The 25,598-nt window shown below is 73.4% G+C and carries 30 protein-coding genes; 16 read left to right on the forward strand and 14 right to left on the reverse strand.

Going from position 1 to position 25,598, the window contains the following annotated elements; all coding sequences use genetic code 11:
- A partial coding sequence (locus tag LQ222_RS21275; RefSeq protein ID WP_230168860.1) for a hypothetical protein occupies positions 1-1,087 on the reverse strand: 1,087 nt, incomplete at its 3' end.
- 168 nt (positions 1,088-1,255) lie between these two features.
- On the opposite strand from LQ222_RS21275, the gene LQ222_RS21280 reads away from it, so the two are divergent.
- Positions 1,256-1,987 (forward strand): hypothetical protein, encoded by a 732-nt coding sequence (locus LQ222_RS21280; protein ID WP_230168861.1) that lies wholly within the window; start codon positions 1,256-1,258, stop codon positions 1,985-1,987.
- Between the two features lie 37 nt (positions 1,988-2,024).
- Here LQ222_RS21280 and LQ222_RS21285 read toward each other — a convergent pair whose 3' ends face one another.
- Entirely contained in the window at positions 2,025-2,720 is a 696-nt protein-coding gene (locus LQ222_RS21285; RefSeq protein WP_230168862.1) for a ribonuclease activity regulator RraA, read from the reverse strand.
- Between the two features lie 67 nt (positions 2,721-2,787).
- Positions 2,788-3,483 carry a class I SAM-dependent methyltransferase gene (locus LQ222_RS21290; protein WP_230168863.1) on the reverse strand — a complete coding sequence of 232 codons (696 nt, stop codon included), beginning with the start codon at positions 3,481-3,483 and terminating at the stop codon, positions 2,788-2,790.
- A gap of 62 nt (positions 3,484-3,545) precedes the next feature.
- Between LQ222_RS21290 and gloB the strand changes: the two genes are divergently transcribed.
- Genes gloB through LQ222_RS21305 form a run of 3 tightly spaced genes read left to right on the forward strand, consistent with a single transcriptional unit; the run spans position 3,546 to position 5,348 of the window.
- Entirely contained in the window at positions 3,546-4,271 is a 726-nt protein-coding gene (gene gloB / locus LQ222_RS21295) for a hydroxyacylglutathione hydrolase (protein ID WP_230168864.1), read from the forward strand.
- A gap of 13 nt (positions 4,272-4,284) precedes the next feature.
- Positions 4,285-4,884 (forward strand): glutathione S-transferase family protein, encoded by a 600-nt coding sequence (locus LQ222_RS21300; RefSeq protein ID WP_230168865.1) that lies wholly within the window; start codon positions 4,285-4,287, stop codon positions 4,882-4,884.
- Positions 4,884-5,348, forward strand: a complete 465-nt coding sequence (locus tag LQ222_RS21305) for a cupin domain-containing protein (RefSeq protein WP_230168866.1) — start codon at positions 4,884-4,886, stop codon at positions 5,346-5,348. Before LQ222_RS21300 ends, LQ222_RS21305 begins: the two co-directional genes overlap by 1 nt.
- A gap of 16 nt (positions 5,349-5,364) precedes the next feature.
- Here LQ222_RS21305 and LQ222_RS21310 read toward each other — a convergent pair whose 3' ends face one another.
- On the reverse strand, positions 5,365-6,396 hold the full coding sequence (locus LQ222_RS21310) for an amino acid ABC transporter substrate-binding protein (protein ID WP_230168867.1): 1,032 nt from the start codon (positions 6,394-6,396) through the stop codon (positions 5,365-5,367).
- A gap of 96 nt (positions 6,397-6,492) precedes the next feature.
- Between LQ222_RS21310 and LQ222_RS21315 the strand changes: the two genes are divergently transcribed.
- Complete coding sequence (locus LQ222_RS21315) at positions 6,493-7,245, forward strand: SDR family NAD(P)-dependent oxidoreductase (protein ID WP_230168868.1); 753 nt, start codon at positions 6,493-6,495, stop codon at positions 7,243-7,245.
- A 3-nt stretch (positions 7,246-7,248) separates the two neighbouring features.
- Here LQ222_RS21315 and LQ222_RS21320 read toward each other — a convergent pair whose 3' ends face one another.
- The 3 genes from LQ222_RS21320 to LQ222_RS21330 are packed head-to-tail and all read right to left on the reverse strand — an operon-like array spanning position 7,249 to position 10,489.
- Complete coding sequence (locus tag LQ222_RS21320) at positions 7,249-7,464, reverse strand: heavy-metal-associated domain-containing protein (protein ID WP_230168869.1); 216 nt, start codon at positions 7,462-7,464, stop codon at positions 7,249-7,251.
- A gap of 5 nt (positions 7,465-7,469) precedes the next feature.
- The gene (gene cueR, locus LQ222_RS21325) at positions 7,470-7,859 is read right to left on the reverse strand and encodes a Cu(I)-responsive transcriptional regulator (RefSeq protein WP_230168870.1); all 390 of its coding nucleotides are present in this window, start codon (positions 7,857-7,859) and stop codon (positions 7,470-7,472) included.
- On the reverse strand, positions 7,856-10,489 hold the full coding sequence (locus LQ222_RS21330) for a heavy metal translocating P-type ATPase (protein WP_305800033.1): 2,634 nt from the start codon (positions 10,487-10,489) through the stop codon (positions 7,856-7,858). The genes cueR and LQ222_RS21330 overlap by 4 nt, the downstream gene beginning before the upstream one ends.
- A 31-nt stretch (positions 10,490-10,520) precedes the next feature.
- On the opposite strand from LQ222_RS21330, the gene LQ222_RS21345 reads away from it, so the two are divergent.
- Genes LQ222_RS21345 through LQ222_RS21355 form a run of 3 tightly spaced genes read left to right on the forward strand, consistent with a single transcriptional unit; the run spans position 10,521 to position 12,520 of the window.
- On the forward strand, positions 10,521-11,003 hold the full coding sequence (locus LQ222_RS21345; RefSeq protein WP_230168871.1) for a hypothetical protein: 483 nt from the start codon (positions 10,521-10,523) through the stop codon (positions 11,001-11,003).
- An 8-nt stretch (positions 11,004-11,011) separates the two neighbouring features.
- The gene (locus LQ222_RS21350; RefSeq protein ID WP_230168872.1) at positions 11,012-11,353 is read left to right on the forward strand and encodes a hypothetical protein; all 342 of its coding nucleotides are present in this window, start codon (positions 11,012-11,014) and stop codon (positions 11,351-11,353) included.
- A 60-nt stretch (positions 11,354-11,413) separates the two neighbouring features.
- Entirely contained in the window at positions 11,414-12,520 is a 1,107-nt protein-coding gene (locus LQ222_RS21355) for a S1C family serine protease (RefSeq protein WP_230168873.1), read from the forward strand.
- A gap of 174 nt (positions 12,521-12,694) precedes the next feature.
- On the opposite strand, the gene LQ222_RS21360 is transcribed toward LQ222_RS21355, so the two are convergent.
- Positions 12,695-13,078, reverse strand: a complete 384-nt coding sequence (locus LQ222_RS21360; RefSeq protein WP_230168874.1) for a hypothetical protein — start codon at positions 13,076-13,078, stop codon at positions 12,695-12,697.
- Entirely contained in the window at positions 13,075-13,884 is an 810-nt protein-coding gene (locus tag LQ222_RS21365; RefSeq protein WP_230168875.1) for a hypothetical protein, read from the reverse strand. The genes LQ222_RS21360 and LQ222_RS21365 overlap by 4 nt, the downstream gene beginning before the upstream one ends.
- 295 nt (positions 13,885-14,179) lie before the next feature.
- Between LQ222_RS21365 and LQ222_RS21370 the strand changes: the two genes are divergently transcribed.
- Together LQ222_RS21370 and LQ222_RS21375 are read left to right on the forward strand one after the other, a co-directional pair.
- The gene (locus LQ222_RS21370; RefSeq protein ID WP_230168876.1) at positions 14,180-14,902 is read left to right on the forward strand and encodes a VacJ family lipoprotein; all 723 of its coding nucleotides are present in this window, start codon (positions 14,180-14,182) and stop codon (positions 14,900-14,902) included.
- A gap of 152 nt (positions 14,903-15,054) precedes the next feature.
- On the forward strand, positions 15,055-15,603 hold the full coding sequence (locus tag LQ222_RS21375; protein ID WP_230168877.1) for a hypothetical protein: 549 nt from the start codon (positions 15,055-15,057) through the stop codon (positions 15,601-15,603).
- Between the two features lie 159 nt (positions 15,604-15,762).
- On the opposite strand, the gene LQ222_RS21380 is transcribed toward LQ222_RS21375, so the two are convergent.
- Positions 15,763-16,509: an SDR family NAD(P)-dependent oxidoreductase gene (locus LQ222_RS21380; protein WP_230168878.1), complete on the reverse strand. Its 747-nt coding sequence runs from the start codon at positions 16,507-16,509 to the stop codon at positions 15,763-15,765.
- Positions 16,510-16,691: 182 nt separating this feature from the next.
- Between LQ222_RS21380 and LQ222_RS21385 the strand changes: the two genes are divergently transcribed.
- A complete protein-coding gene (locus LQ222_RS21385) occupies positions 16,692-16,916 on the forward strand; it encodes a hypothetical protein (RefSeq protein ID WP_230168879.1) in 225 nt (74 codons plus the stop codon).
- 72 nt (positions 16,917-16,988) lie between these two features.
- Here LQ222_RS21385 and LQ222_RS21390 read toward each other — a convergent pair whose 3' ends face one another.
- The 3 genes from LQ222_RS21390 to LQ222_RS21400 all read right to left on the reverse strand — a co-directional run bounded on the left by LQ222_RS21390 (position 16,989) and on the right by LQ222_RS21400 (position 19,749).
- Positions 16,989-17,738: an arylmalonate decarboxylase gene (locus LQ222_RS21390; RefSeq protein ID WP_230168880.1), complete on the reverse strand. Its 750-nt coding sequence runs from the start codon at positions 17,736-17,738 to the stop codon at positions 16,989-16,991.
- Complete coding sequence (gene aqpZ, locus LQ222_RS21395; protein WP_230168881.1) at positions 17,735-18,442, reverse strand: aquaporin Z; 708 nt, start codon at positions 18,440-18,442, stop codon at positions 17,735-17,737. The genes LQ222_RS21390 and aqpZ overlap by 4 nt, the downstream gene beginning before the upstream one ends.
- Positions 18,443-18,534: 92 nt before the next feature.
- On the reverse strand, positions 18,535-19,749 hold the full coding sequence (locus LQ222_RS21400; protein WP_230168882.1) for a type VI secretion system contractile sheath domain-containing protein: 1,215 nt from the start codon (positions 19,747-19,749) through the stop codon (positions 18,535-18,537).
- A gap of 125 nt (positions 19,750-19,874) precedes the next feature.
- Here LQ222_RS21400 and LQ222_RS21405 point away from each other — a divergent pair, with 125 nt between their 5' ends.
- Positions 19,875-21,020, forward strand: a complete 1,146-nt coding sequence (locus LQ222_RS21405) for an MFS transporter (protein ID WP_305800034.1) — start codon at positions 19,875-19,877, stop codon at positions 21,018-21,020.
- A 57-nt stretch (positions 21,021-21,077) separates the two neighbouring features.
- Here the strand turns inward: LQ222_RS21405 and LQ222_RS21410 are convergent, their stop codons facing one another.
- Complete coding sequence (locus LQ222_RS21410) at positions 21,078-21,614, reverse strand: Yip1 family protein (protein WP_230168884.1); 537 nt, start codon at positions 21,612-21,614, stop codon at positions 21,078-21,080.
- Between the two features lie 120 nt (positions 21,615-21,734).
- Between LQ222_RS21410 and LQ222_RS21415 the strand changes: the two genes are divergently transcribed.
- The 4 genes from LQ222_RS21415 (at position 21,735) to LQ222_RS21430 (ending at position 25,588) form a co-directional block, all read left to right on the forward strand.
- Positions 21,735-22,991: an AmpG family muropeptide MFS transporter gene (locus tag LQ222_RS21415; RefSeq protein WP_230168885.1), complete on the forward strand. Its 1,257-nt coding sequence runs from the start codon at positions 21,735-21,737 to the stop codon at positions 22,989-22,991.
- The gene (locus LQ222_RS21420; RefSeq protein ID WP_230168886.1) at positions 22,973-23,317 is read left to right on the forward strand and encodes a DMT family protein; all 345 of its coding nucleotides are present in this window, start codon (positions 22,973-22,975) and stop codon (positions 23,315-23,317) included. The genes LQ222_RS21415 and LQ222_RS21420 overlap by 19 nt, the downstream gene beginning before the upstream one ends.
- 11 nt (positions 23,318-23,328) lie before the next feature.
- Positions 23,329-24,435, forward strand: a complete 1,107-nt coding sequence (ald, locus tag LQ222_RS21425) for an alanine dehydrogenase (RefSeq protein ID WP_230168887.1) — start codon at positions 23,329-23,331, stop codon at positions 24,433-24,435.
- Positions 24,436-24,523: 88 nt separating this feature from the next.
- Positions 24,524-25,588, forward strand: a complete 1,065-nt coding sequence (locus LQ222_RS21430) for a dihydrodipicolinate synthase family protein (RefSeq protein ID WP_230168888.1) — start codon at positions 24,524-24,526, stop codon at positions 25,586-25,588.
- Positions 25,589-25,598: the final 10 nt, after the last annotated feature.

Below are 25,598 nucleotides of genomic sequence, written 5' to 3' on the forward strand. Positions count from 1 at the left end.
GGGCATGGGTCGCGAAGGCCAGCGCCATCGCGCCGGCCGGCGCCGCGCTCGCGGCATCGGCGCCGCGCGGCACGGCCAGCGGCGCCGCCAGGCCGCGCAGCACCAGCCGGTCCTCCCGCGCCACCAGCGCCTGCCCTGCGCCGAGCCGCGCGGTGGCATAGCGCGCCAGCAGCCAATGCAGGCGGCGCGGTTCGGTGCCGCTCGCCTTGACGCTGAGCAGCGGCGCGGCCCCCACCGGCCGGATCGCCAGTGACAGCGCCTGCTGCGCGGCGCAGCCCTGCACCGCGCCGAAGGCGGCGACCGGGCCATCCTGCACCGTGACATTGCTGCCGGCCGGGCTGTCGATCCGCCGGGCCTCGGCACCATCGCCCAGCTCCAGCATGGCGAAGCCCTGGTCGCTCATGCCGTCGCAGGCGGTGGTGATGCGCACGCGGTCCAGCACGATGCCCGGCAGCGTGGTCAGCGTGACGGTCAGCGTCACGACCGGGCTGTCGGCGCGCAGGTCATAGGCGTAGCGCAGCCGCGCGAGCTGCCGAGCCGCGCCGCGCGCGAAGCGACCGCGGCCGACCACCAGGCTTTCGTGGAACAACACCACGCCGCCGGGCTGGGGCGTGATGCCCACGGTGTCGATCGCGTCCTCGACATCCAGGCAGTGCTTGCGGCCGCGCCAGGTGAACTCGACCAGGTTGCCGCCATGCAGGATGGCGGGCGGGCCGTCCTCGCCATGCAGGCGCTGCGCGATCTCGCCGCGCCGCAGGTTGCCGGTGAAGCGATGGTGCGGGGTGCGGATGTCGAAGGCCTGCGGCGCCTCGTCCTCGACCGTCACGCGCGCGGGGCCGAGTGCGCGGGGCGCGCGGCCCTCGCCCTGGAAGGACAGCAGCAGGTCGAGCGCGCCCTCGGCACCGCCCAGCAGCGGATGCGCCAGTGCCTCGGCCGCCGCGGCATTGGCCGCCAGGTCGAAGACCTGCCCGCGCGGCACCATGGCGAAGGCAGGCGCATAGCCATCGGGCAGGCGCGCGGGCGCCAGGAACCGCGCGAGGCCCCGCGCCAGGCCCTCGCGCACCGCATCCATGCCATTGCCGCTCATGCTGCCGTTCTAGCCGCGCCGGGTGGGCGCGCGATAGGGTGGGGCGAGGACATCGATGGCTGGGCAGGACATGCGACACGCAGATGGCGGCCGGTTGGCCCGACGGTGAGGGGTCCTCACCAACATGCGATGCGCGCGCGCCGGGCGGGGTGGCGCGGGGCATCGCTCGTGGCCGCCCTGCTGGTGATGGCGGCGCCGGCCGCGGCGCAGCCGGGCGATTGGCGCGCCGCGGCGCCCGCGCTGGCGCTGGACGGCCAGGTGCGCCCGCTGAGCGCCCCGGTGGCGATCGGCGGCACCGCCTGGGGGCCCTGGCGCCGGCTGTGCCGCGAGCAGGCCACGCGGCCCGGCCGGCCGCCGCAGCGCGACTGCCTGGCCGTGGCCGAGGCACGCCCGGAAGCCGATGGCATGCGCCTGGTGCTGGTGCAGGACCAGCTGGGGCTGCGGATCTCGGCGCTGCGCGGCAGCGATGGGCGCGTCGCGGAATTCGCCGCGCTGCGCGCCGACGGCAGCCCCGCGCCGGCCGATGCCGCGCGCGACGGGCTGGTGGCTGCCTGGCGCGACCAGTTCGCGACGCTCAGCCTGGAGCGCCGGCGCATCGCCCCGCGTGAGGATTTTTCCCTGTCGATCAGCGGGTCGGCGCGCGGCGGCACCTGCCGGCCCGAGGGCACGGCGGCGCTGGGCGGGCGCCCCGTGGTCGTGACGCGCTGCGCGGTGGAACTGGCGGGCCGGCTGCGCGGCGGCGAATCGGAGGCGCGCGTGGCGATCTTCGGGCGCATGGCGATCGACATCGCGACCGGCATGGTGGCCGCGCAGGGATACGCCACGCGGATCGAGACCTTCGGCACCGGCGGGCGGTCGAACGGCGTGGTCGTCACGCCCTCGCGCGTGGTGCTGGAATAGGCGGCGCGCGCGGCATGGCACCGCGCGCGCCGGGCCATCACTTGCGCGTAGCTTCGTAGCGCGCCTTGGTCTCGGCATTGGGCGGATAGAGGCCGGGCAGCGGCACGCCGCGCTCGACCTCGGTCATGATCCAGGCTTCCAGGCGTTCCTGCTCGACCGCGGCCTCCACCACGGCATCCAGCATGGCCGCCGGGATCACCACCGCGCCGTCCTGGTCGGCCACGATGATGTCGCCCGGGATCACGGTGACGCCGCCGCAGCCGATGGTCTCCTGCCAGCCGACGAAGTTCAGCGCGGCGACGGAAGCGGGCGCGACGTAGCCCTGGCAGAACACCGGCAGGCCGGTGCCGATCACGCCGGCGCCGTCGCGCAGCACGCCGTCGGTCACCAGGCCGGCGACGCCCTTCTTGGCCATGCGCGCGCACAGGATGTCGCCGAAGATGCCGGCCGCCGTGCTGGCCATGGCGTCGGCCACGGCGACGCAGCCTTCGGGCATCTCCTCGATCGCCGCGCGGGTCGAGCGCGGGGAGGACCAGGAATCGACCGTGGCCAGGTCCTCGCGCGTGGGCGTGAAGCGCAGCGTGAAGGCCGGGCCGACGATGCGCTTCGCCGTGCCCGGCACGATCGGGCGCGAGCCCGCGATGTAGCAGAACCGCACGCCCTTCTTGAGCAGCACGGTGGTCAGCGTGGCGGTGCAGACGCCCTCGAGGGCGGTCTTCTGGGCGGGGGTCATGGGCTTCGTCTCCGTCGGGCGATGCCTGTCCATCGCAGGGGGGCGGGACGGCGGCAAGGGGGTGGCGTCATGCCCGCGCCAGCACGCGCCGGCCCAGCGCGACCGCCCCGGCCGGCGTCGCCGAGAGCAGGTCCTTCACCGCCTCCACGATCGCGAGCCCGGCGTAGCGCGACGGACACACCGCATGGCCCAGCCTTTCCCACCCCGCGCCGGCGCGCAGGAACGGCCCCCAGGGCGGCGTGAACAGCGCCGAATCGCGTCGTTCCACATGGAACATGTGGCGTTCGAGCAGCCGCGACACCTGGCCGGGCGAATAGGGCTGCCCGTGGCCGAAGGGCGTGTGCTCGGAATGCGCCCACAGGCCGCGCCGGTTGGGCGCGACCACCAGCAGGCGCCCGTCATCCTTCAGCACGCGCCAGGCCTCGCGCAGCAGGCGGCGCGCGCTCTCGGCCATCTCCAGCCCATGGACCAGCAGGATGCGGTCGAAGGACAGGTCGGGGAAGGGCAGCGCATCCTCCTCCGCCACCACGGCGCCGGCCGGATGGCCGGCGGGCAGGCCGAGCTGTGCCGGCGACAAGGCGATGCAGCGCGATGCCTCGTCCCGCCACAGCTCCAGGTACGGGCCGGCATGGCCGATGCCCAGCACCGCCTGCCCGGGCAGCCGCGGCCAGGCGCGCCGCAGCCGCTGCGCGACCAGCCGCCCCGCCGCGGCGCCCTGCGCCGATGCGTAGAATGTTCCGAGCCCGTGGACCTCGCCGCCCATGCAGTGGATATAGGGCGGCGCGGGCCAGGTTGGGATGGCCCGCCCCGCCGGAGGACTTCCCCATGCCCCTGACCGTGACGCCGGTGGCCTGCCTGTCGGACAACTATGCCTGGCTGCTGCGCGCCGCCGATGGCCGCCTCGCGGTCTGCGATCCCGGCGAGGCCGATCCGGTCATCGCCGCGGCCGAGGCGCTGGGCGGCAGGATCGACACCATCCTGCTGACCCACCATCACGGCGACCACGTGGCCGGCGTGGCCGACCTCGTGAAGCGCCACGGCTGCAAGGTGGTTGGCGCGGCGGCGGACCAGCAACGGCTGCCGCATCTCGACCTGGCGGTGAAGCCGGGCGACAGCTTCGACCTGTTCGGCCTGGCGGTGGAGGTGCTCGCGAGCGACGGGCATACCCGCGGCCACATCGCCTTCCACCTGCCCGAGAGCGCCATCCTGCTGTGCGGCGACACGCTGTTCTCGCTGGGCTGCGGGCGGCTGCTGGAGGGCACCGCGGCCGAGATGTTCGACAGCCTGGCCGCGCTGGCCGCCCTGCCGCCGGAAACCCTGGTGTGCTGCGGCCACGAATACACCGAGAGCAATGCCCGCTTCGCGCTCAGCATCGATCCCGACAATGGCGCGCTGAAGGCCCGCGCCGCCGAGGTCGCGCGCCAGCGCGCCGAGGGCAAGCCCACCCTGCCGACCACGATCGGCGAGGAATGCGACACCAACCCCTTCCTGCGCGCGGGGGATGTCGCGACGCTGGCGCGCATCCGCGCCGCCAAGGACAATTTCCGCTGAGGACCGACCGCCCATGAAGCTGCACCATTCCCCCGCCAGCCCCTATGTCCGCAAGGTGATGGCCTGCGCCATCGCGCGCGGCATCGACGGGCAGATCACGACGGTGGCGACCAACCCGCATGTCTCGCCGGCCGAATTGCTGGCCAGCAACCCGCTGTCGAAGGTGCCCGCGCTGGTCGCCGACGACGGCACCGCCATCTACGACAGCCCTGTGATCTGCGAATACCTCGACACGCTGGGCGATGCGCCCGCGCTGTTCCCGCCGACCGGCAGCGCGGCGCGGCTGCGCGCGCAGATCATGCACGCGGCGGCCGATGGCATCCTGGATGCCGCGGTGGCGCGGCGGCTCAACATGCCCCATCCGCAGGATGACGGGCGCCGCGCCTTCGACGCGCGGCAGAAGGCGGCGGTCGATCGTGCGCTGGGCGTGCTGGAGGCGCAGCCGCCCGTCGGCCTCGGTGATATCGGCGCGATCGCGGTGGGTTGCGCGCTGGGCTACCTGGATTTCCGCTTCGCGGCGGAACCCTGGCGCGAGGCGCATCCGAAGCTGGCCGCCTGGTTCGCCGAGGTGTCGAAGCTGCCGCCGCTGTCGCGCACCGTGCCGGTCGGCTGATGGTGGATCTGCGCGACCCGTCGGTGACGGCCGCGCAGGTCATCGCCGCGCTGGACCTGAAGCCGCACCCGGAAGGCGGGCATTACCGCGAGACCTGGCGCGATGCGCCGGCGGACGGGTCGCGCGGCGCGGGCACCGCGATCCTGTTCCTGCTGGCGGCGGACGAGTTCAGCCACTGGCATCGCGTGGATGCGGCGGAGGGCTGGCACTGGCATGCCGGCGGACCGCTCGCGCTGTCGATGTCGGCGGATGGGCATGATGCGCAGGCGGTGCATCTGGGGCCCGACCTGTCGCGGCATCAGCGGCTGTTCGCCATGGTGCCGAAGGGGTGGTGGCAATCGGCGGTGTCGCTCGGCCGCTGGACGCTGGTGGGCTGCACGGTCTGCCCCGCCTTCGACTTCGCGGGGTTCGAGCTGGCGGCGCCGGATTGGCGCCCCACGCCGCGCGCTGGCCGGGGGACGTGACCCCCGGCCAGCGTGGTCAACGCATCGGCAGGGCGTAGATCAGCCCGCCATTGGTGTGCAGGTTGTTCGGGCCGCGCGGCAGCGCGACCGGCGTGTTCGGCCCCATCGTGCGATCATAGATCTCGCCATAGTTGCCGATGGCGCGGATCACGTTGTAGGCCCAGGCCGGATCCAGCTTCAGCGACTGGCCGAGTTCGGGTGTCACGCCCAGCAGCCGGCGCGTATTCGGGTTGACGCTGGTGCGGCGCATCTCCTCGGCATTGGCGCGGGTGACGCCCTGTTCCTCGGCCTCGATCACGGCGGTGGTGTACCAGCGGACGATGTCGTGCCAGTTGTCGTCGCCGCGGCGGATGTAGGCGGCGTAGGGTTCCTTGCTGAAGCGCTCCGGCAGCACGGTCCAGTCTGCCGGGTTGGGCATGGCGGCGCGCACGCCGGCCAGCTGCGAGGCGTCGGTGCCGAAGCTGTCGCAGCGCCCGGCCGCCAGCGCCGCGGCGGCCTGGTCGGTACGCTCGAAGACCACCGGCTGGAAGGCCACGCTGACCGAGCGGAAGTAATCCGCCGTGACCTGTTCATTGGTGGTGCCCTGGATCAGGCAGATGGTCGCGCCCGCCATGTCGCGCACGCGGGTCACGCCGGCATTGGCGCGCACCATAAAGCCGTGCCCGTCGAAGAAATACGTCGTGACGTGGCGCAGGCCGAGCGTGGTGTCGCGCAGCATGGTCTGGGTGGAGGTGCGGAACAGCACGTCGATCTCGCCCGACCCCAGCGCGGTGAAGCGCGTGGAGGAGGACAGCGGCACGAAGCGCACCTTCGACGCGTCGTTCAGGATGGCGACCGCGAGGCCCCGGCACAGCTCGACGTCGAAGCCCTGCCACTCGCCGCGGCTGTCGGGCAGCGCGAAGCCGGCGACACCCGGATGGATGCCGCAATTGAGCTGGCCGCGCGCGCGGATGGCATCGAGCGTCGGGCTCGGGATGTTGGATTGCGCCAGCGCGCCACCGGCGGCGCAAAGCACGGCGAACGCGGCCGCCAGGCCTCGTTTGAACATGGTGATAGCCTCTCCTGTTGTTGGGTCTCCCGGGACTGATGGTCGCCGCCTGCGTCGCGAAGTGTCAATCTCAGCGCCGGCAAGGGGGATGACGCCATGGATGACCGTTTCGCAATCTATCCGAGCCTCGCGGGGCGCGGCGTGCTCGTCACCGGCGGCGCCTCGGGCATCGGCGCGCAGATGGTGGCGCGCTTCGCGCAGCAGCGGTCGCGCGTGGCGTTCCTCGATTTCGACGCGGATGCCGGCGCGCAGGTGGCCGCGGCGACCGGCGCCACCTTCCTGGCCTGCGACCTGCGCGACATCGCCGCACTCCGCGCGGCGGTGGCGCGGGTGGGCACGCAGCTCGGCGACATCACGGTGCTGGTGAACAACGCCGCGCGCGACGATCGCCACGCGCTGGAATCCGTGGAACCTGACTACTGGGACGAACGCATGGCGACCAACCTGCGCCACCAGTTCTTCTGCGCCCAGGCGGTGGTGCCGATGATGCGCCGCGCCGGCGGCGGGTCGATCATCAACCTCGGCTCGATCTCCTGGATGAACCGCGCCGGCGGGATGCCGGCCTATACGGCCGCGAAGGCGGCGGTGCGCGGCCTCACGCGCGGCCTGGCGCGCGACCTCGGCCCCGACCGCATCCGGGTGAACGAGGTGGTGCCCGGCTGGGTGCATACGGAACGCCAGAAGGCGCTGTGGCTGACGCCGGAGGCCGAGGCCCGCAGCCAGGCGAACCAGTGCCTGAAGGGCGCGGTGATGCCCGATGACATCGCGCGCATGGTGCTGTGGCTCGCGGCCGACGACAGCGCCATGGTCACGGCGCAGCACTTCGTGGTGGATGGCGGCAGCAACTGAACGCTACGCCTGCACCTCGTAGCCTTCCTCCTCGACCGCCATCGAGACCACGTGGCGCGGCAGGATCGTCTCCGCCTTCACCGTGCCGGCGGCGACATCGATCGCCACCTTCGCCGTCGGGTCCTTCGATTCGATCGCGGCGGTCACCGCCTGCGCGCAATGGCTGCAGGACATGCCCGCGACCTTCAGGGTGATGGTGGCGGCAACGGGCTTTTCCATGGGCGTCATTCCTTTCGTGCGAGGTCGTCGAGGATGGGGCAGTCGGGCCGCCCGTCGCCGTGGCAGTTCGCCGCCAGGTGGCGCAGGCTGGCCGCCATGGCATCGAGCGATCGTGCCTTGGTTTCCAGCGCGGCGACATGCGCCAGCGCAAGTTTCTTCACCTCGGCGCTGGCGCGCTGCCGGTCGTGCCACAGCCCCAGCAGCCGGCGCACATCCTCGAGCGGAAAGCCGAGGTCGCGGGCATGGCGGATGAAGCGCAGCACCGCGACGTCGCGTTCCGCATACACGCGGTAGCCATTGGCGCTGCGCGCCGCGCTGAGCAGCCCGATCGATTCGTAGTGCCGGATCATCTTGGCCGACACGCCCGAGGACGCCGCCGCATCGCCGATGTTCACCGGGGCACCCCCCGCGGGCGCCAGCGCGCCAGCCACAAGGCGCTGGCCAGCACGCTGACCGACGACAGCGCCATCGCCGCCCCGGCCACCACCGGCGACAGCATCCCCGCCGCCGCCAGCGGCAGCCCCACCACGTTGTAGCCGAAGGCCCAGGCCAGGTTCTGCCGGATCTTCGCCTGCGTGCGGCGCGCGACCTCGATGGCCGCGGGCACCAGGGCGGGGTCGCCGCGCAGCAGCGTGATGCCGGCGGCGGCGATCGCCACATCCGTGCCGGTGCCCATGGCGATGCCAAGGTCGGCCTGCGCCAGCGCCGGCGCATCGTTGACGCCATCGCCCACCATCGCGACGCGATGCCCGCCGGCCTGCCAGGCGGCGATGCGCGCGGCCTTGTCGGCCGGCAGCACCTCGGCCGCGACGTCGTCGATGCCGAGCTGCGCAGCGACGCCCGCGGCCGCCGCGCGCAGGTCGCCGCTGAGCATCGCGGTGCGCAGGCCGGCGGCATGCAGCGCGGCGATGGCGTCGGCGGCGCCGGGCCTGGGCGCGTCCTCGAAGGCGAGCACGGCCAGCGCGCGGTCGCCCTCGATCAGCCAGGCGAGGCTGCGCCCGGCGGAGGCTTCGGTGGCCGCGGCGGCATCGAGCGCGCCGGCGGTCGCGCCCCGTTCGGCCAGCAGGCGCGGGCTGCCGAGCGCCAGCCGGCGGCCATCGACCACGCCCTCGACGCCACGCCCCGGCAAGGCGCGGAAGTCCAGCGCGGCGGGCGGCGCCGCATCGCGTTCCGGCGCGGCCGGCGGGTGCGGCGCCGCCCCGGATGCGGGGTGGGCGATGCCCCCGGCTGCACGCGCGCCGCGAGCGGCATCTGTGCCCGCGCCGCCAGCGGCACTTTCTCCCGCGCCGCCAGCGGCACTTTCTCCCGCGCCGCCAGCGGCACTTTCTCCCGCGCCGCCAGCGGCACTTTCTCCCGCGCCGCCAGCGGCACTTTCTCCCGCGCCGCCAGCGGCGACACCCTCCCGCGCCGCCCACGCCGCGGCCACCGCCCGCGCCAGCGGATGCTCGCTGCCGGCCTGCAGCGCGGCCACCAGGCGCAGCGCCTCCGGCGCCGCCACGCCGGCCGCCGGATGCAGTGCCGCCAGGCGCGGCCGGCCCTCGGTCAGCGTGCCGGTCTTGTCGAAGGCGACCAGCGTGACACCCTGCGCGCGCTCGATCGCGGCCATGTCGCGCACCAGGATGCCGGCCCGCGCCGCCGCCCCCGTCCCCGCCATGATCGCCGCCGGCGTGGCCAGGCCAAGCGCGCAGGGGCAGGCGATGACCAGCACCGAGACCGCGGTGATCACCGCCTGCTCGGCCCCCGCGCCCACCAGCAGCCAGCCCAGCAGCGTCAGCAGCGCCACGCCCATCACCACCGGCACGAACACCGCGCTGATGCGGTCCACCAGCTTCTGGACCGGCGCGCGGGAGGCCTGCGCGGCTGCCACCAGCGCCGCCACGCGCGCCAGCACCGTCTCCTCGCCGACCGCGCGGACATCCACCACCAAACGGCCGTCCAGCGCGATGGTGCCGGTCGACACCGCGGCGCCGGGGTCCTTCTCGACCGCGCGGCTCTCGCCGGTCAGCGCGCTCTCGTCCACGCCCGACCGGCCCTCGCGCACCAGGCCATCGGCCGGGATGCGTTCGCCGGGGCGCACCACCACCTGGTCGCCGACCATGATCGCGGCGGCCGGCACCTCGCGCTCGGCGCCGTCCTCGATCCGGCGCGCGGTGCGCGGCGCGAGGTCGAGCAGCGCCGCGATCGCCGCGCCGGTCGCGCGCCTGGCGCGCGCCTCAAGCCAGCGGCCCAGCAGCACGAAGAACACCACCACGGCGGCGGCCTCGAAATACAGCGCGTGGGCGTGGTCGCCGCCATGCCGCAGCAGAAGGAACATCGACAGGCCCCAGGCCGCGCCGGTGCCGATCGCGACCAGCTGGTCCATGTTGCCGCTGCCCGCGCGCAGCGCCGCCAGGCCGGCACGCCAGAACCGCGCGCCCAGGCCGAACACCACCGGCGTCGCCAGCGCCGCCTGCCACCAGCCGCCGGGCATCCAGTCCCGCCCCAGCGCCATGCCCGCCATGCCAACCAGGAAGGGCGCGGACAACAGCGCCGCCAGCACCAGGTCGCGCCGTTCGCGCGCCGCCCCGGGGTCGTCGGCCGGGCCGTGCTCCGCCGCCGCCAGCCGATAGCCGGCGCGCGCCAGCGCGGCACCCAGCGCAGCCATGGAGGTGCCGGCCAGCGCCCGCAGATGCGCCCGCCCCGTCGCCAGGTTCACCTGCACCGCCAGCACGCCGGGCACGGCCGCCAGCGCGCGTTCCACCCGCCCCACGCAGGTCGCGCAGGTCATGCCCTGCACCGCCAGGTCGATCCCGGCCTCCGGCACCCGGTAGCCGGCCTTCGCCACCGCCGCGGTCAGCGCCGCCACGGGCGCCCGGCCGGTGACCTCGGCCTGGTTCGAGGCGGGATTGACCTCGGCCGCCGCGACGCCGGGCACCTTCAGCAGCGCGCGCTGCACACGCACGGCGCAGGCGGCGCAGGTCATGCCGGCGATCGGCAGCGACAGGCGCGTTTCGGCGAAGGGGGCTTCGGGCATGGCGGTCTGCATGTGGGGCCTCCCATGATGGGAAGGTCAAGCGATGCCGCCACCCGCGGGCGGAATGGGTCACGCGCCGATTGACAGCACCCCGCCGGGATCGCGACATGGGGAAGATATGAGATTCGCGCCCGCCCTGGTCCTGGCATCGATGCTGCTGTCCGTCGCGCCCGCATTGGCGCAGTCGCAGCCGATCCGCGTGAGGAACATGGCGACGATCTCCGCGACAGGGATTTTCCTCGCGCCCACCGGCACATCGGCCTGGGGCGCGAACCTGCTCGGCAACCAGTTCCTGCCGCCGCGCGCCTTCCTGTCGGTGCAACTGGGCGAAGGCGGCGGCTGCCGCTTCGACGTGCGCATGGTGTTGCGGGACGGGAGGGAAGCGTTGCGTACCGACGTGGATGTCTGCGCCGAACGGGTGGTGACGATGGTGCCGGACCCCGTGATTGCGCCGGAAGCGCCTGCATCCCCACCGCCCGCGGCGGCCGCGCCACCGCCGCCCGGCACCGGGCGGAACCGGCCATGAGGCGCGCCATGGGCCTGGCTCTGCCGGCCGTCGCATTGCTGCTGGCCACGACCCCGGCGCTGGCGCAGAACGAACCGGTGCGGTTCTACAACCGCGCCGCGGTGCCGGCCACCGCGCTGCACGTGATGCGCGCCGGGCAGTCGAGCTGGAGCGCCAACCTGCTGAACCGCGGGCCGCTGGGGCCGGGGCAGTTCCTGTCGGTGCGGCTGGGCGAAGGCGCCGGTTGCCGCTTCGACGTGCGCCTGGTGCTGCAGAACGGCACCGAGATCCTGCGCCAGGGCGCGGATGTCTGCCCGACCCGGTCGGTCGACCTGGCGCCGGACGCCACCCCGGACGCACCCCGCCCCTGACGCCCCCGGCGCAGGCGCGCGATTGACTTGCACGCCGGCGCCGCCGACATGATGGGGCCGATGGCGCCTCTCCTGATCCTCGCTTCGCTGCTGACGGGCCTGGCTGCCACGCCGGCGCTCGCGCAAAGCGAACCCTTCCGGGTGTTCAACCGCACGCCCACGCCGGCGACCGCGCTGCATGCCGTGCGCAGCGGCCGGCCGGACTGGGGCGGCAACCTGCTCAATCGCGGGCCGCTGGCGCCCGGCGCCTTCTTCGCTTTGCGCCCGTCGGAAAGCGCGGGCTGCCGCTTCGACCTGCGGATGGTGCTGGAAGGCGGGCAGGAGGTGATCCGCCGCAACGCCGACATCTGCGCCGATCGCACCGTGGCGATGGCGCTGCCGCCCGCACCGCCGCCGCCGCGCACGGCCCAGCGCGACAACGCCCCCGCCGCGCCGGACCGCAAGCCCGAACCCCTGCCCGGCGGCGTCGCGGCCGGGCCGGGCACCGCGCCGGGCGCCAGGCCCGCGCCAGGGCCGGGGCAGCGCCCCAACCCCAATGCCCGCGCGTCCACCGGCACCGGCTTCGTCGTGGGGCCCGAGCAGGTGCTGACCAACCACCATGTCATCGAAGGCTGCGCGCGCATCCTGGTGCGCACGGCGGATGGCCGGTCGCTGCCCGGCCAGGTGCCGGCCGCCGATGCGCGGCGCGACCTGGCGCTGGTGCGCGTCACCGGCAACCCCGGCCCGGTGCTGGCCTTCCGCGCCAACCCGGTGCGCCGGGGCGAGAGCGTGGTGACCTATGGCTTCCCGCTGGCGGGGATGCTGTCCTCCGGCCCCACGCTGACCACGGGCGAGGTCAGCGCGCTGGCCGGGCTGCAGGACAACCCGACGCAGTTCCAGATCAGCGCGCCGGTGCAGCAGGGCAATTCCGGCGGGCCGCTGCTGGACCGCCAGGGCAATGTGATCGGCGTGATCGTGTCCAAGCTGAACGCGGCGCGGGTGGCGCAGCGCACCGGCGACATCCCGCAGAACGTGAATTTCGCGGTGAAGGGGACCGAGGCGGTGGACTTCCTGCGCCGCAACGGCGTGACGCCGGTGATGCGCGAAAGCCCGAGCGGCGAGCGCCCCGCCGTGGATGTGGGCGAACAGGCGCATCCGAGCACCGTGTTCATCCGTTGCGAGCGGTGACACCGCTGGGTGGTTTTGTGTGCCCTCAGGCGCCGGGCGCCGGCATTCGCCCACTTGGCTTGCGCGCCGTGCACCGGTGCGCCCGGCGCGGCTGACAGGCTGGGCGCGGTCGCGCTGTGCGCTCCCGGATCGTGCCGTCGCACGATCCGCGATGCCTTTGACTGACGGCGGGCGCTACATCTGCGCGCCGCGCGCCCGCGCGGCATCGACGATGCGCGCCTTCATCGCCAGCAGCGGCCGGTTGTCCACCAGGGAGAACAGGAAGGCGTTCTCGGCGAAGGCGTCGCGCAGGTAATGGCCGGTCGGCACCGGCGCGCCCGCATAGGTGAAGCGCAGGAACTGCACCAGCAGCAATGACCGCACCAAATGCACCGCGACCAGGCGATCCAGCAGGATGGTCGTCTCGATCTCGCGTTCCACGTGATGCAGCAGGTTCACGGCGGTGAACCATGGGCCGTGGCGCACGATGCGGATGCAGTCGCGATACAGCACGAGGCGCCCGCCCATGCCGCTGAGTGCCGCAAGGCGCGGCCCGCGGCGCATGGCGATGGCGCTCAATGGCTGACCTGCCGCGCCGGGCGCACCACCGAGCCGCGATGCGCCAGGCTGCGCTCGACCGCGCGATAGGGTTCGGCCGCGACGGTCAATTGCCCGCGGAAGGGCTGGTCCATCAGGAAGACGAAGGCGACCAGCGCGCCCAGCGCCGCCGCCTGGATGCCCAGCATGGCCACCACATGGACGCGCGCCGGATAGAGCGGCCCGGTCGCCACCAGCAGCCCGCCCAGCAGCAGGATCAGCACCCAGAACTGCATCGGCAGCGCGGCGCTGGCGGCCTGCAGCCGGGCCTCGCGCGTCGCCTCGACCTGGTCGGCCTGATCGATCAGGTCCGCCGCCAGGCTGTCCGACAGCGTCGTGGCGGCGACATAGACGGCGTTCTCCAGGGCCTCCGCATGGTCCTGCGTGGCACCGTCGCGGCCTTGCCGCGCCATGGTGCGGAATTCCGTGCCGGCGACATCGCCCAGGTAGGCCGCGAGGGCCGGCAGCAGTGCCTGGCCGGGCGGGCCCAGCCGGTCCGCCATGCGCGCCAGGCCGGCGATCGCATTGGCTTCTGCCTGCACCAGGCGCTGCGCATCCGCCATCTGGCCACGCGCCTGCACCGCGCAGAAGGCCAGCGTCAGGGTCAGTGCCGCGGTGATCGCCCCGCCGGTGCGCATCGCGACATCCAGGGTCTCCTTCGTCTGGGGCGCCCGCACCAGCGGCGCGAGCAGCACGCAGGCCAGCGCCGCGCTGCCGCCCGCCACGCCCATGAAGACGCCGTAGACCAGCGTGGAGGGCAGGTCGTGCAGGAACAGCAGGGCATGCATGGCTGGCGCCGGCCTTGGGATCGGAGCGGCAGGCTGGCATGGCCGGCTTCACCAAGCGGTTAAGCCATGCCCGAGCCGGCCGCGGGCCGGCGGCAACCCTGGCGCGCCACGACCGTCCATCGCCGGGGCGCGGCGCGGAGCCGTGCCGCCCGGACGAGCGACATGGTGGATTTCGGTTTCGCGTTAACCGAAAATACACTATTCGCCGCGGGCGGCGTGCAGCGCGCGGCACCCCGGCTGCGTCCGGCCGGAAAATGCGGCCCGGGCGGGCATTGCCCAGCGGAAGGTGCACCGCATGCCTCGTTCGACCGGATTGCTGCTGCTCGTCGCCCTGGGCGTCGCGCTGGCCGCGGCCCCCGCCCAGGCGGCGCCCGACCCGCTCGAACCGGTGAACCGGCGCATCCATGCGCTCAACCGGCTGCTGCAGGCGCATGTGCTGGGGCCGGTGGCCGAGGCCTATGTCGACTACACCCCGCCCGGTGTCCGCGAGGGCGTCGCCAATGCCTTCGCCAACCTGGGCGAGCCGATCACCGCGATCAGCGCGATCGCGGCCGGCGACCTGGGGCGCGCCGCCAACGCGGCCTTGCGCTTCGGCATCAACACCACGCTCGGGCTTGGTGGCGTCAGCGATGCGGCGGCGCCGCTCGGCTTCGTGCGCCGGCCGATGGCGCCGGCCGACGTGCTGTGCGGCTGGGGGGTGGGCAGCGGGCCGTACCTGGTGCTGCCGCTGATCGGCCCGTCCACGCTGCGCGACGCGAGCGCGATGGTCGCCACCGGCGCGGCGCTGTCGCAGGCGATCGGGCCGGACATCGTGCTGGGATGGCGCGCCGGCGACCTGTTCACCACCTATGCCGGCTTCCATGCGGAACTGCAGCAGATCGATGCCCAGGCGCTCGATTCCTACGCCCTGCATCGCAGCGCCTTCCTCCAGCGCCGCGCCGCGACCTGCACCGTCGATCGCCGGGCGGCGCTGGACGAGGACGATGCCGCGGCGGGCGAGGTCGCTGCCGCGGACTGATGCAGGCGTCGCAGGGCGTGCGGCGGGACGGCCTGTGGGGTTGCACGACCCGCGGGGCGCGACGGTCGTCCCGGCCTGGCAAGGCGGGGTTAAGCCACGACCCGGCATGATGCCTGCGCGGCGCCGTCGCCGCGCCGCATCACGAGGGCCCCATGCGAACCTGCACCGATGCCACGCCGCAGCACCACCAGGCGCCGGGCTGCGGCTGCCTCCCGCCAGCGGGCCGGCGCGCCGTGCTCGGCCTGCTGGCCGCGGCCGGCTTCGCGCGCGGCGCGTCGGCCGGTTCGGGCCACTACGACGCGATGCTGCTGAATTGCATCGACCCGCGCTTCACCACCGGCAGCTTCCTGTGGATGTCCTCGCATGGGCTGCGCGACCGCTACAGCCAGTTCACCATCGCCGGCGGGCCGATCGGCGCGGTGCATCCGCGCTTCGCCACCTGGCACGCCGCCTTCTGGGACAACCTGGCGGTGAGCGTGCAACTGCACGCGATCCGCCAGGTCATGGCGGTGACGCATCGCGATTGCGGTGCGGCGAAGCTTGCCTTCGGCGAGGCCGCGCTGGCCACCCGCGCGCAGGAAACCGCGACCCATGCCGAGGCGCTGGCCGCCTTCCGGGCCGAAGCCACGCGCCGCCAGCCCGACCTGCAGGTGGTGACCGCCGTGATGGACCTGGACGGCACCATCCAGCGCATCGGCTGACGGAGACCGGCCGCCAACCCGTCGGATCGCGCGCCGGCGCGATCCGGGAGCGCAAGGCGCGACCGCGCCCAGACTGCCAGCCGCCGCCGACGCACCAGTGCATGGCGCGAAGGCAAGGCGGGCGGATGCCCGCCGCCCGCCGTCTGAGGGCTCAAAAAACTACGTCTGCCCGCCGCCATTCACCTGCAGCATCTGCGCGTTCACATAGGCCCCGCCGTCGGACACCAGCATCCGCAGAACGGCGGCGACTTCCGCCGGCAGGCCCTCGCGCCCCAGCGGCACGCGCGCGACTATCGCCTGGCGGTACGGCGTCAGCGGCTGGCCGACCTCGTCATCCGCGGCGATCGGGCCGGGGGAGATGGCGTTGACGGTGATGCCCTTCGGCCCGAATTCCTTGCCCAGCGCCTTGGTCAGCCCCCAGACGCCATGCTTCGCCACGCTGACCGGCGCGCGCCCGGCATAGCCGTGCATCGCATTCATCCCGGTGAAGTTCACGATGCGGCCCCAGCCGCGCGCCACCATGCCCGGCAGGCAGGCGCGCGCCAGCCACACCGCGGCATCCATGTCCACCGCGATGACCCGGCGCCATTCCTCCTCGGTCATCTCCAGGAAGGGCTTCTGCGGGCGCAGCGCGGCGTTGTTCACCAGCACGTCCACCGCGCCGAAGCGCGCGATGGCGGCGGCGGCGATGCGCGCGCATTCCGCGCTGCTGCCGACATCGCCCATCACCACCTCGGCCGCGACGCCCAGGGCACGGGCTTCCGCGGCGACGCGGTCGCAGGCGGCGCGGTCGGAGGATCCGTTGACCACCACGTCGAAGCCGTCCTGCGCGAGCCCCAGGGCCACCGCCCGGCCGATATTGCGCCCCGCGCCGGTGACCAGCGCCGTCCTGCCGCGTCCTGCCATGTGCCGCGTTCCCCCATTGTTGCGTCGCGCAGCGTTCCTACCGCCTGCGCGGCGCACTGACGAGACGGCGCGCGTCCTGCGCCACCGGCACGCAGCCCCTGGCCAAGCGGCCCGCTTCCCGACTATCCATGCGGGTGCCGGACCGCCGGCGCCCGCCCCATTCCTCATGCAGCGATGACCCGATGACCACGCAAGGCCCCGTTCATCTCCGCTGGCGCGCCGCATCGGCCGCACCCGAGACCGAGACCTTTCCCGACCTCGACGCCGCGCTCGACGCCGTCGAGGCGCGGTGGGAGACGCTGCGTCACCAGGCGCCGCAGATCCTGGATGCGCGCCGCATCCTGCTGATCAGCACCGAGCAGCTGGAAGCCGCGATGGTCGAGGATGACGACGAGGCAGGCAGCTGAGGCCTGCGCCGTCGGCGTGAGGCGGCGCCGGGCGTGCCGCTCGGGCGCCGTGCGCGGCGAGCGGTCGCGACCCTAGGCCACCGCGAACAGCCGCCCCGCGCCCGCGACACGATCGTTGATCCCGGCGCAGCGCAGCGCGTGCCAATAGGTCACCGGATTGGTCGCCAGCACCGGCTTGCGCAGCTCGGCCTCCGCCGCCAGCGCCACGCCGGCGAAGGACAGATTGGTGCCGACCTGCACCACCGCCTGGACATCCGGCCCATCCAGTTCCCGCACCGCATCGCGCAGCCGGTCGAGCGGCACGCGCGCGATCGCCGCCGGGCCAGGCGCGCGCAGGCCGACCACGCGCAGCACCGCGATCCCCGCCTGCTCGAGGAACGCCTTCGCCGCCGCGTCGCCGGCCGGAAAGAACGGCGTCAGCAGCGCGATGCGATCGATGCCCAGCGCCGCCAGCGCCGCCAGGGTCGCATGGGTCGGCGCCGTCACCGGGCAGCCGATGCGGGCCTGCGCCTCGGCCAGCAGCGCATCGCCGGCAGCACCGCCGCCGACGAAATTCTCGACCATGACGCCGATCGCGACATGGTCGGGCCGCGCCGGCGCCAACGTGTCCAGCGCGCCCATCAGCCCGCCCACCATGGCCGCGCGGACCACCGCCGCATCGGCATCCCCGGCCACGCGCGCATCCGGGTTGGCGATGCGCGCGGTGGCGTTGATCACGCCGCGGGGGCGCAGATCATCCATCTCCGCCTCGGTCGTGACGTTGGTGGCCGGGACCACCACGCCCATCAGCAGCCGCTGCGCGAGCGGGCTGCGATCCGTCACTTACCCTCGACCGGCGTGGTGTCGTTCGGCCACAGCGTGCGCGAGGCGATGCCCGCGATCACCGCGCCGACGATCGGCGCCACCCAGAACAGCCAGAGCTGCTGGATCGCCCAGCCGCCGACCACCAGCGCCGGGCCGGTGCTGCGCGCCGGGTTCACCGAGGTATTGGTCACCGGGATGCTGATCAGGTGGATCAGCGTCAGCCCCAGGCCGATCGCGATCGGCGCGAAGCCGGCCGGCGCGCGGCCATGCGTGGCGCCCATGATGATGACGATGAAGAAGAAGGTCATCACCACCTCGGTGATCAGCGCGGCGTTCATGCTGAACTTGCCCGGGGAATGGTCACCGAAGCCGTTCGCCGCGAAGCCGCCGAGCTCGAAGCCCGGCTTGCCGCTGGCGATGGCATACAGGATGCCCGCGCCGGCGATCGCGCCCAGCACCTGCACGAAGATGTAGGGCAACGCCTGCGCTGCGGGGAAGCGCCCGCCGGCCACCAGGCCCAGCGTGACGGCCGGGTTCAGGTGGCAGCCCGAGACATGCCCGATCGCATAGGCCATGGTCAGCACCGTGAGCCCGAAGGCGAAGGAAACGCCCAGCAGACCGATCCCGACCTCGGGGAAGGCGGCGGCCAGCACGGCGGAGCCGCAGCCCCCCAGTGTCAACCAGAGCGTGCCGATGAATTCGGCGGCGAGCTTCGGGGCCATGCGCGGTCACTCCCATTTTTTTCGGAACACGCGCTGCACTTTAGCGCCTTCCTGTTACATCTGGGCAAGTCCCCGGCGCGCGCCGGGGACGATCAGGGCAGCGCGAGCGCCAGCCTGTGCGCCGCCGCTGGCGTGCCTTGCGGCAGCCTGACCCGCAGCCGCGCCGCCACCACGCCGGGTTCGGGCAGTTCCGCGCTGGCGGCCGCGAGCGGCCCCTCCTCCCGCACCAGGGTCGCGAGCCAGGCGTCCAGCGCCTGCACTGCCGCCGCGTTGCCACGCCCGCGCTGGAGTTCCCATCGCGCGCGCAGCGCCAGCGCCTGCAGGATCCGCCCGGTCGCCAGCACCCAGGGCAGCCCTGCGGCAAGCGCGGCATCGGCGGTGGCCGCCGGCGCGTGGAAGCGCGACGGCTTGTGCAGCGTGGGCGCGCCAAGCACCGCGGCGCGATCAGCCCCGCGCGGCACCAGCAGCGTCAGGCCGAGGCCGGCCAACGTCTTGTCCTGCCCATCCGCGGGGTCGCAGGCGGTGGGCACGCTGCCCATCGGCGGCAGGTCGGCTTGCGTGCCGTCCTCGCGGCCCTCGATGGCGGCGGCCCAGCCCTCGCGCCGGAAGGCGGCGGCGATGCGCGCGGCCAGCACCCAGCCGCCGCCCGTCCAGCGCGGCGCGCCGGGGCCGCCGCGGGCCAGCACCGGCGGGCCGACCAGGGCGAGGAAGCGCGCCTCCTCGCTGTCGCGCAGGCCGCGCCAGGCGATGTGGCGCGGGCCTTCGTGCACGCGTGCGATGTCGCGCTTGCCGGGCAGCGCGGACCAGTCGTCGATGTCGAGCAGCGCGGGCGCGACATGCGCGACCACCGGCACGAAGGCGCCGGCGCCGGCGGCGGCCAGGCCGCGCAGGGCCTGTACCTCCTCGGCCTCGGCGCCGAATTCCATGTCGGCCAGCAGCAGGCCGAAGGGCGCGCCGGCGCCCAGGCCCTCGTGCCACAGCAGCGCGACCAGGTCGCTGTCCTCGGGGTCCTGCACGGCGCGCTGGTCGCGGATGGCCTCGCGCTTCGTCAGCGGCAGCAGCTTCACCAGCACTGGTGCGTCCTGCTGCTGGTCCACCAGGCGGTGCAGCGATCGCCAGGCGGATTCGAGCGCGACGAAGCGCGGGTGATTGCAGATCGCGGCCTGCAGCAGCGCGATCATGGCATCGACCTTGGCCAGGGCCCGCGCCTCGGACCCGCCGGCGGAGACCTGCGCGGGGCGCGCGGCCTCGGTCGCTGCAAGCACGGCCGCGAGAGGGTCGTCGGCGCCGTCGGTGGTGTCGGCCATGGGCGGTCCTGCGTGGCTGGGGGGGGGGAGAGGGTAGCGCCGGATGGCACAGGGCGCACCGGGGGGGGCGGCGCCCTTTGGCACGCCCTTGACGCAGCGCAGCAACCCGCGACCTATGCCCCGCCTTGCGCCCTGACCTTGCCCTGCTGCCCCTGCTTGCCCTCGCCGGCTTCGCTGCCGGTGGCGGGATGCGGCTGATGGACCCGCTGCTGCCGCTGCTGGCGGCGGATTTCGGCGTGGGCGTGGCGGCCATCGCGCCGGTGGTGGCGGGCTTCAGCCTGGCCTATGGCGCCGGGCAACTCGTGACCGGGCCGCTTGGCGACCGCTTCGGCAAGGTCTGGGTCGCGGCGATCGCGCTGGTGCTCTACGGCGTCGGGCTGGCGGTCTCGGCGGCGGCGTGGGACCTGACCTCGATGGTGGTGCTGCGGACCGGCACGGGGCTGGTGGCGGGGGCGGTGATTCCGCTGGCCATCGCGTGGATCGGCGATGCGGTGCCCTATGCCGATCGCCAGGCCACGATCGGGCGCTTCCTGACCGGCATGGTGATGGCGCAGCTGCTGGTGGGTCCGCTGTCGGGCGTGGTCGCCGAGCTCGCGGGCTGGCGCGCATCCTTCCTGGTGCTGGCCGCGCTGGCGCTGGTGGTGGGGGCGCTGATGCTGCGGCGGGCGGCGCCGGAGCGCGGCACGGTGCGCGGCCTTGGACTGTCGCAATACGGGGTGCTGTTGCGCGCCGCGTCGGGGCGGCGGCTGATGGGCGCGGCGGCGCTGGATGGCGCGGTGCTGTTCGGCGGCGCCTTCCCCTTCATCGGCGCCTTCCTGATCGAGAGCTTCGGGCTTTCGCCCGGCCGCGCCGGGGTGGTGGTGGCGGGCTTCGGGATCGGCGCCTTCATCTACACGCGGCTGGCGAAGCGGCTGGTGGCGCGGCTGGGCGAAAGGGGCCTGGTCGGGGCCGGCGGGGCGCTGCTGGCGGCCGCGCTGGGCGGGCTGGCACTGGCGCCGACGTGGTGGGCGGTGGCGCTGCTGCAGGTGCCGCTCGGGATGGCGTTCTACATGTTCCACGGCGTGCTGCAGGCCCGCGCGACCGAGGCGCTGCCGGAGGCGCGCGCCACCGCGGTATCGGCCTTCGCGATGGCGCTGTTCCTGGGGCAGAGCGCGGGCGCGCTGGCCTTCGGCGCGGTCCTGCACGCCGGCGGCTACGGCGCGGTGTTCGCCCTGGCGGCGGTCGCGACCGCGGGGCTTGCAGCCTGGGTCGCGCGCATGCCGGTGCGGTAGAGCCGATACCGACCGGATCGGATCATCCGACCGGGCGGAGCGGCTCGCGCATGCGCGCTAGACGAAGATCCCGGTCAGCAGCCGCACCGCGATGTTCACCACGATCGCCACGCCGATCACCGCCAGGGTGAAGACCAGCGCCTTTTCCTGCGGCACGCGCATGACGATCGGCACGCCGAGATACAGCGTGTAGAGCGCGTAGAACCCGCCGATCAGCGCCACCAGCCCGCCCAGGATCGGGATGATGATGAAGCCGCCCGCCACCCAGGCGATGGTCGGCGCGAAGGCGGCCAGCTTCAGTGCCGCATCGGCATCGGGCTGGCCACCGAAATTGGGCGCCAGGATCTCGATGATCTTCGCCGTCACGAAGACCCCGACCAGCGACAGGATGTAGCCCACGATCGCCATGGTGAAGGCGGTGACAGGCGCGAAGAACAGCAGCAGCAGGAAGCCGGCGATGGCGGGGATCGCCGCCAGGATCATCACGTAGCGGGTGAACACCGGCACGAGTTCGATCGGCTCGCCCGCGATCTTGCGCCATTCCTGCGCCGGCGACAGCGCCATGCCCTTCACGCGTTCGATCAGGTGGTTCATGCCAGTCCCCTTGCCCCTCGTTCCCGCGGCGATACTGCCCAGGGCGCGAGGCTTCGGGCAAGCCCGGCGCGCTGGCGGCGCCACGGGGCTTCTGCCAGCCTGCCCGGGATGTCCGATTCGATGCCTTCGCGATGGGCCGACCGGCGGCTGGCGGTGATGCTCGCCCTGGGCTTCGCCGCAGCCGTGCCGTTGCCGCTGGTGGCCGGCCAGGTGCTGCGGCAGTGGTTCGTCGAAAGCGGGATGTCGCTCGCCGAGATCGGCCTGACGGCGCTGATCGGCCTGGCCTATGCCAACAAGTTCCTGTGGTCCCCGGTGCTGGATGCGGTGCGCCCGCCGGTGCTGGGGCGGCGGCGCGGCTGGCTGCTGCTGCTGCAGGTCGCCCTGGTCGCGACCATCGCGGCGCTGGCGGCCACCGACCCGGCCGCGGGCGCCACGACGACGGTGGCGCTGGCGGTGGTCGTGGCGGTCCTGTCGGCCAGCCAGGACATCGTGATCGACGCCTGGCGCATCGAGATGATGGGTCCGTCCGAGGACGACCAGGCCTGGGGGCTGACCGCCTATATCTGGGGCTACCGCGCGGCGCTGCTGGCGTCGGGTGCGGGCACCATGCTGCTGGTCGGGCATGTCGGGTGGCATCTCGCCTATGGCGCCGCGGCCTCGCTGATGCTGGTCGGCATCATCGCGACGCTGGCCGGGCGCGAGCCGCCGGCGCCGGCTGTCGCGGCGGTCGGCTGGCGGGCGCGGATGCGCGGGTCGGTCGTCGGCCCGTTCATCGACTTCACCGGGCGGCGCCACTGGGTCGCGATCCTGGCCTTCGTCGCGCTGTTCAAACTGGGCGAGGCGCTGGCCGGCATCATGGTCACGCCCTTCTACCGGTCCGAAGGCTTCACGCGCGACGACGTGGCGGCGGTCGGCACCGTGTTCGGCCTGGCCGCCACGCTGGGGGGCGCGGTGGCGGGGTCGTGGCTGGTCGGGCGGATCGGCGTGGGCCGCGCGCTGATCCTGACCGGTCTTGGGCAGATGCTGTCGAACCTGATGTACCTGGCGCTGGTCGGTGGTGGCCGCGACCTGCCCATGCTGTTCGCCCAGGTGGGGATCGAGAACTTCACCGATGGGCTCGCCGACGCGGCCTTCCTGACCTACCTGTCCGGCCTGGTGAACCGCAGCTTCAGCGCGACGCAATATGCGCTGTTGTCGTCCTTGGCAGCGGTGCCGCTGCGGACGCTGGGGGCCTCGGGCGGGTTCCTGGCGGCGTGGATGGGGTGGTCGTGGTTCTTCCTGCTGACCACGGCGGCGGCGCTGCCGGCCATGGCCATCATGCTGTTCCTGCTGCGGCGCCTGCCGCCCAAGGAGGCCCCATGCACCCCTGGATCCTGACACCGCTGCTGCTGGTGGGGTCGAACATCGTGATGACCTTCGCCTGGTACGGCCATCTGAAGGCGCCGTCCTGGCCGCTATGGGTGGCGGTGCTGGTGAGTTGGGGGATCGCCTTCTTCGAATACTGCCTGGCGGTGCCGGCCAACCGGATCGGCTACGGCACCTTCAGCGGGCAGCAGCTGAAGGTGATGCAGGAGGTCATCACCATCGCCGTGTTCGGCGTGTTCTCCGTGACCTTCCTGGGCGAGACGCTGCGCTGGAATTTCATCGCCGCGGGGGCGTGCCTTGTGGCGGCGGTCGTGTTCATCTTCCTGCCCGTGGATTGAAGGAGGCAGCGATGCGCGTCGGTGTTCCGAAGGAAGTGAAGATCCACGAATACCGCGTGGGGCTGGTGCCGGGGTCGGTGCGCGAACTGGTGCTGCACGGGCACGAAGTGCTGGTGGAGACGCAGGCCGGCGCCGCGATCGGCTTCCCGGACCAGGCGTACATCGCCGCCGGCGCGCGCATCGCGACCGATGCCGCGGCGGTCTTCGCGCAGGCCGAACTGATCGTGAAGGTGAAGGAGCCGCAGCCGCAGGAATGGGTGCGGCTGAAGCCCGGCCAGGTGCTGTTCACCTACCTGCACCTCGCCCCTGATCGCACGCAGACCGAAGGGCTGATGGCCTCCGGCTGCACCGCCATCGCATATGAGACGGTGACGGACGCGCAGGGCGGTCTGCCGCTGCTGGCACCCATGAGCGAGGTGGCCGGGCGCATGGCGGTGCAGGTCGGTGCGCGCTGCCTGGAAAAGGAGGCCGGCGGCGCGGGCATCCTGCTGTCGGGCGTGCCGGGCGTGCCGCCGGGGCGGGTTGCGATCATCGGCGGCGGCGTGGTCGGGTCGAACGCGGCGCGCATCGCCAACGGGATGCGCGCCAACGTGACGGTGCTCGATCGCAACCCGCGCGTGCTGGCCGCGCTCGACATCGAGTTCAACGGGCTGGTGGATACGGTCTTCGCCACGCGCGATGCGCTGGAGCGCGCGGTGGCCGACGCCGACCTGGTGATCGGCGCGGTGCTGGTGCCGGGGGCCGCCGCCCCGCGGTTGGTAACCCGCGAGACGGTGTCGCGCATGCGCCCGGGCAGCGTGATGGTGGATGTCGCGATCGACCAGGGCGGCTGCTTCGAGACATCGCGCCCGACCACCCATGCCGAGCCCACCTATGTCGTGGATGGCGTGGTGCATTACTGCGTGACCAACATGCCGGGCGCGGTGGCGCGCACATCCGCGGTGGCGCTGAACAACGCGACGCTGCCCTTCACGCTGCAACTGGCGGACAAGGGCTGGCAGCGGGCGGCGGCGGAGAACGCGCACCTGGCGGCCGGCGTGAATGTTCATGCCGGGGCGGTGACGCATCCGGCGGTGTCGGGCGCGCTGGGGTTGCCGCTCGCGGTGCTGCCGGGCTGAGAAGCCGCCGGGCGCTGCCGAGCATCCGGCGCGCCTGCGACCGCTTGACCGCACGGCGGCCCCGGCCTTACGTAACCAGACAGTTACCATGCTCGGAGGAAACGCGGTGGGGCTGCGCTGGGAGGATTGGCCCGAGGGCCTGGCCGCACGGCTGCGCGCGGGCTGCGCGATTCCAGCGCATCCGCTGGCGCTGACCGCCGCGCGGACGCTGGACCCGCGCCGGCAGAAGGCGCTGTCGCGCTACTACCTGGATGCCGGGTCCGGCGGGCTGGCGGTGGGCGTCCACACCACGCAATTCGCGATCCGCGAGCGCGGGCTGTTCGACGTGGTGCTGCGCATCGCGGCCGAGGCCGCGGCAGAACAGGCGCGCCGGCCGATCCTGGTGGCCGGCGCCATCGGCCGCACGGCGCAGGCCGTGGCGGAAGCGCGGATCGCGCGCGGGCTTGGCTACCACGCCGTGCTGCTCTCGCTCGCCGCCTGGAAGGGCGCGTCCGAGGACGAGATGATCGCGCATTGCCAGGCCGTCGCCGCCGAGATGCCGCTGTTCGGCTTCTACCTGCAGCCCGCAGTGGGCGGCGTGCGGCTTTCGGCGGCGTTCTGGCGGCGTTTCGCGGCCATCGACAATGTCGTCGCCATCAAGATCGCGCCGTTCAACCGCTACGCCACGCTCGACGTGCTGCGCGGCGTGCTGGAGGCCGGCGCGGCCGACCGCATCGCGCTGTACACCGGCAATGACGATCACATCGTGGCCGACCTGCTGACGCCCTTCGACCTTGGCGGCGGCGGCGCACCGCTGCGCATCGTGGGCGGGCTGCTGGGCCACTGGAGCGTGTGGACGCGCGCGGCGGTGGACTTGCAGGCGCGCTGCGCGGCGGTGACGGGCGACATCCCGGCCGAGCTGCTGGCGCTGGATGCCGCCGTCACCGAGATGAACGCCGCGGTCTTCGACGTGGCGCACGACTTCCATGGCGTGATCGCCGGCTGTCACGAGGTGCTGCGCCGGCAGGGCCTGCTGGAAGGCACCTGGTGCCTGGATGAGCACGAGGCGCTCTCGCCCGGCCAGGCCGAGCTGCTGACCGCGGTGGCCGAACGCTACCCGCACCTGACGGACGATGCCTTCGTCCGTGACAATCTCCATCGCTGGCTTTCTTAGGGAACACGAC

Origin of the sequence: Roseomonas sp. CECT 9278, assembly GCF_918698155.1 — a bacterium.
Taxonomy (GTDB): domain Bacteria; phylum Pseudomonadota; class Alphaproteobacteria; order Acetobacterales; family Acetobacteraceae; genus Neoroseomonas.

Bases quoted from the DNA above. Each gene is read 5' to 3' on its own strand.
- LQ222_RS21285 (WP_230168862.1), bottom strand. From the start codon at position 2,720: ATGACCCCCGCCCAGAAGACCGCCCTCGAGGGCGTCTGCACCGCCACG.
- LQ222_RS21290 (WP_230168863.1), bottom strand. From the start codon at position 3,483: ATGGGCGGCGAGGTCCACGGGCTCGGAACATTCTACGCATCGGCGCAG.
- gloB (WP_230168864.1), top strand. From the start codon at position 3,546: ATGCCCCTGACCGTGACGCCGGTGGCCTGCCTGTCGGACAACTATGCC.
- LQ222_RS21300 (WP_230168865.1), top strand. From the start codon at position 4,285: ATGAAGCTGCACCATTCCCCCGCCAGCCCCTATGTCCGCAAGGTGATG.
- LQ222_RS21305 (WP_230168866.1), top strand. From the start codon at position 4,884: ATGGTGGATCTGCGCGACCCGTCGGTGACGGCCGCGCAGGTCATCGCC.
- LQ222_RS21310 (WP_230168867.1), bottom strand. From the start codon at position 6,396: ATGTTCAAACGAGGCCTGGCGGCCGCGTTCGCCGTGCTTTGCGCCGCC.
- LQ222_RS21315 (WP_230168868.1), top strand. From the start codon at position 6,493: ATGGATGACCGTTTCGCAATCTATCCGAGCCTCGCGGGGCGCGGCGTG.
- LQ222_RS21320 (WP_230168869.1), bottom strand. From the start codon at position 7,464: ATGGAAAAGCCCGTTGCCGCCACCATCACCCTGAAGGTCGCGGGCATG.
- LQ222_RS21330 (WP_305800033.1), bottom strand. From the start codon at position 10,489: ATGCAGACCGCCATGCCCGAAGCCCCCTTCGCCGAAACGCGCCTGTCG.
- LQ222_RS21345 (WP_230168871.1), top strand. From the start codon at position 10,521: ATGCCGCCACCCGCGGGCGGAATGGGTCACGCGCCGATTGACAGCACC.
- LQ222_RS21350 (WP_230168872.1), top strand. From the start codon at position 11,012: ATGGGCCTGGCTCTGCCGGCCGTCGCATTGCTGCTGGCCACGACCCCG.
- LQ222_RS21355 (WP_230168873.1), top strand. From the start codon at position 11,414: ATGGCGCCTCTCCTGATCCTCGCTTCGCTGCTGACGGGCCTGGCTGCC.
- LQ222_RS21365 (WP_230168875.1), bottom strand. From the start codon at position 13,884: ATGCATGCCCTGCTGTTCCTGCACGACCTGCCCTCCACGCTGGTCTAC.
- LQ222_RS21370 (WP_230168876.1), top strand. From the start codon at position 14,180: ATGCCTCGTTCGACCGGATTGCTGCTGCTCGTCGCCCTGGGCGTCGCG.
- LQ222_RS21375 (WP_230168877.1), top strand. From the start codon at position 15,055: ATGCGAACCTGCACCGATGCCACGCCGCAGCACCACCAGGCGCCGGGC.
- LQ222_RS21380 (WP_230168878.1), bottom strand. From the start codon at position 16,509: ATGGCAGGACGCGGCAGGACGGCGCTGGTCACCGGCGCGGGGCGCAAT.
- LQ222_RS21385 (WP_230168879.1), top strand. From the start codon at position 16,692: ATGACCACGCAAGGCCCCGTTCATCTCCGCTGGCGCGCCGCATCGGCC.
- aqpZ (WP_230168881.1), bottom strand. From the start codon at position 18,442: ATGGCCCCGAAGCTCGCCGCCGAATTCATCGGCACGCTCTGGTTGACA.
- LQ222_RS21400 (WP_230168882.1), bottom strand. From the start codon at position 19,749: ATGGCCGACACCACCGACGGCGCCGACGACCCTCTCGCGGCCGTGCTT.
- LQ222_RS21410 (WP_230168884.1), bottom strand. From the start codon at position 21,614: ATGAACCACCTGATCGAACGCGTGAAGGGCATGGCGCTGTCGCCGGCG.
- LQ222_RS21415 (WP_230168885.1), top strand. From the start codon at position 21,735: ATGCCTTCGCGATGGGCCGACCGGCGGCTGGCGGTGATGCTCGCCCTG.
- LQ222_RS21420 (WP_230168886.1), top strand. From the start codon at position 22,973: ATGCACCCCTGGATCCTGACACCGCTGCTGCTGGTGGGGTCGAACATC.
- ald (WP_230168887.1), top strand. From the start codon at position 23,329: ATGCGCGTCGGTGTTCCGAAGGAAGTGAAGATCCACGAATACCGCGTG.
- LQ222_RS21430 (WP_230168888.1), top strand. From the start codon at position 24,524: ATGCTCGGAGGAAACGCGGTGGGGCTGCGCTGGGAGGATTGGCCCGAG.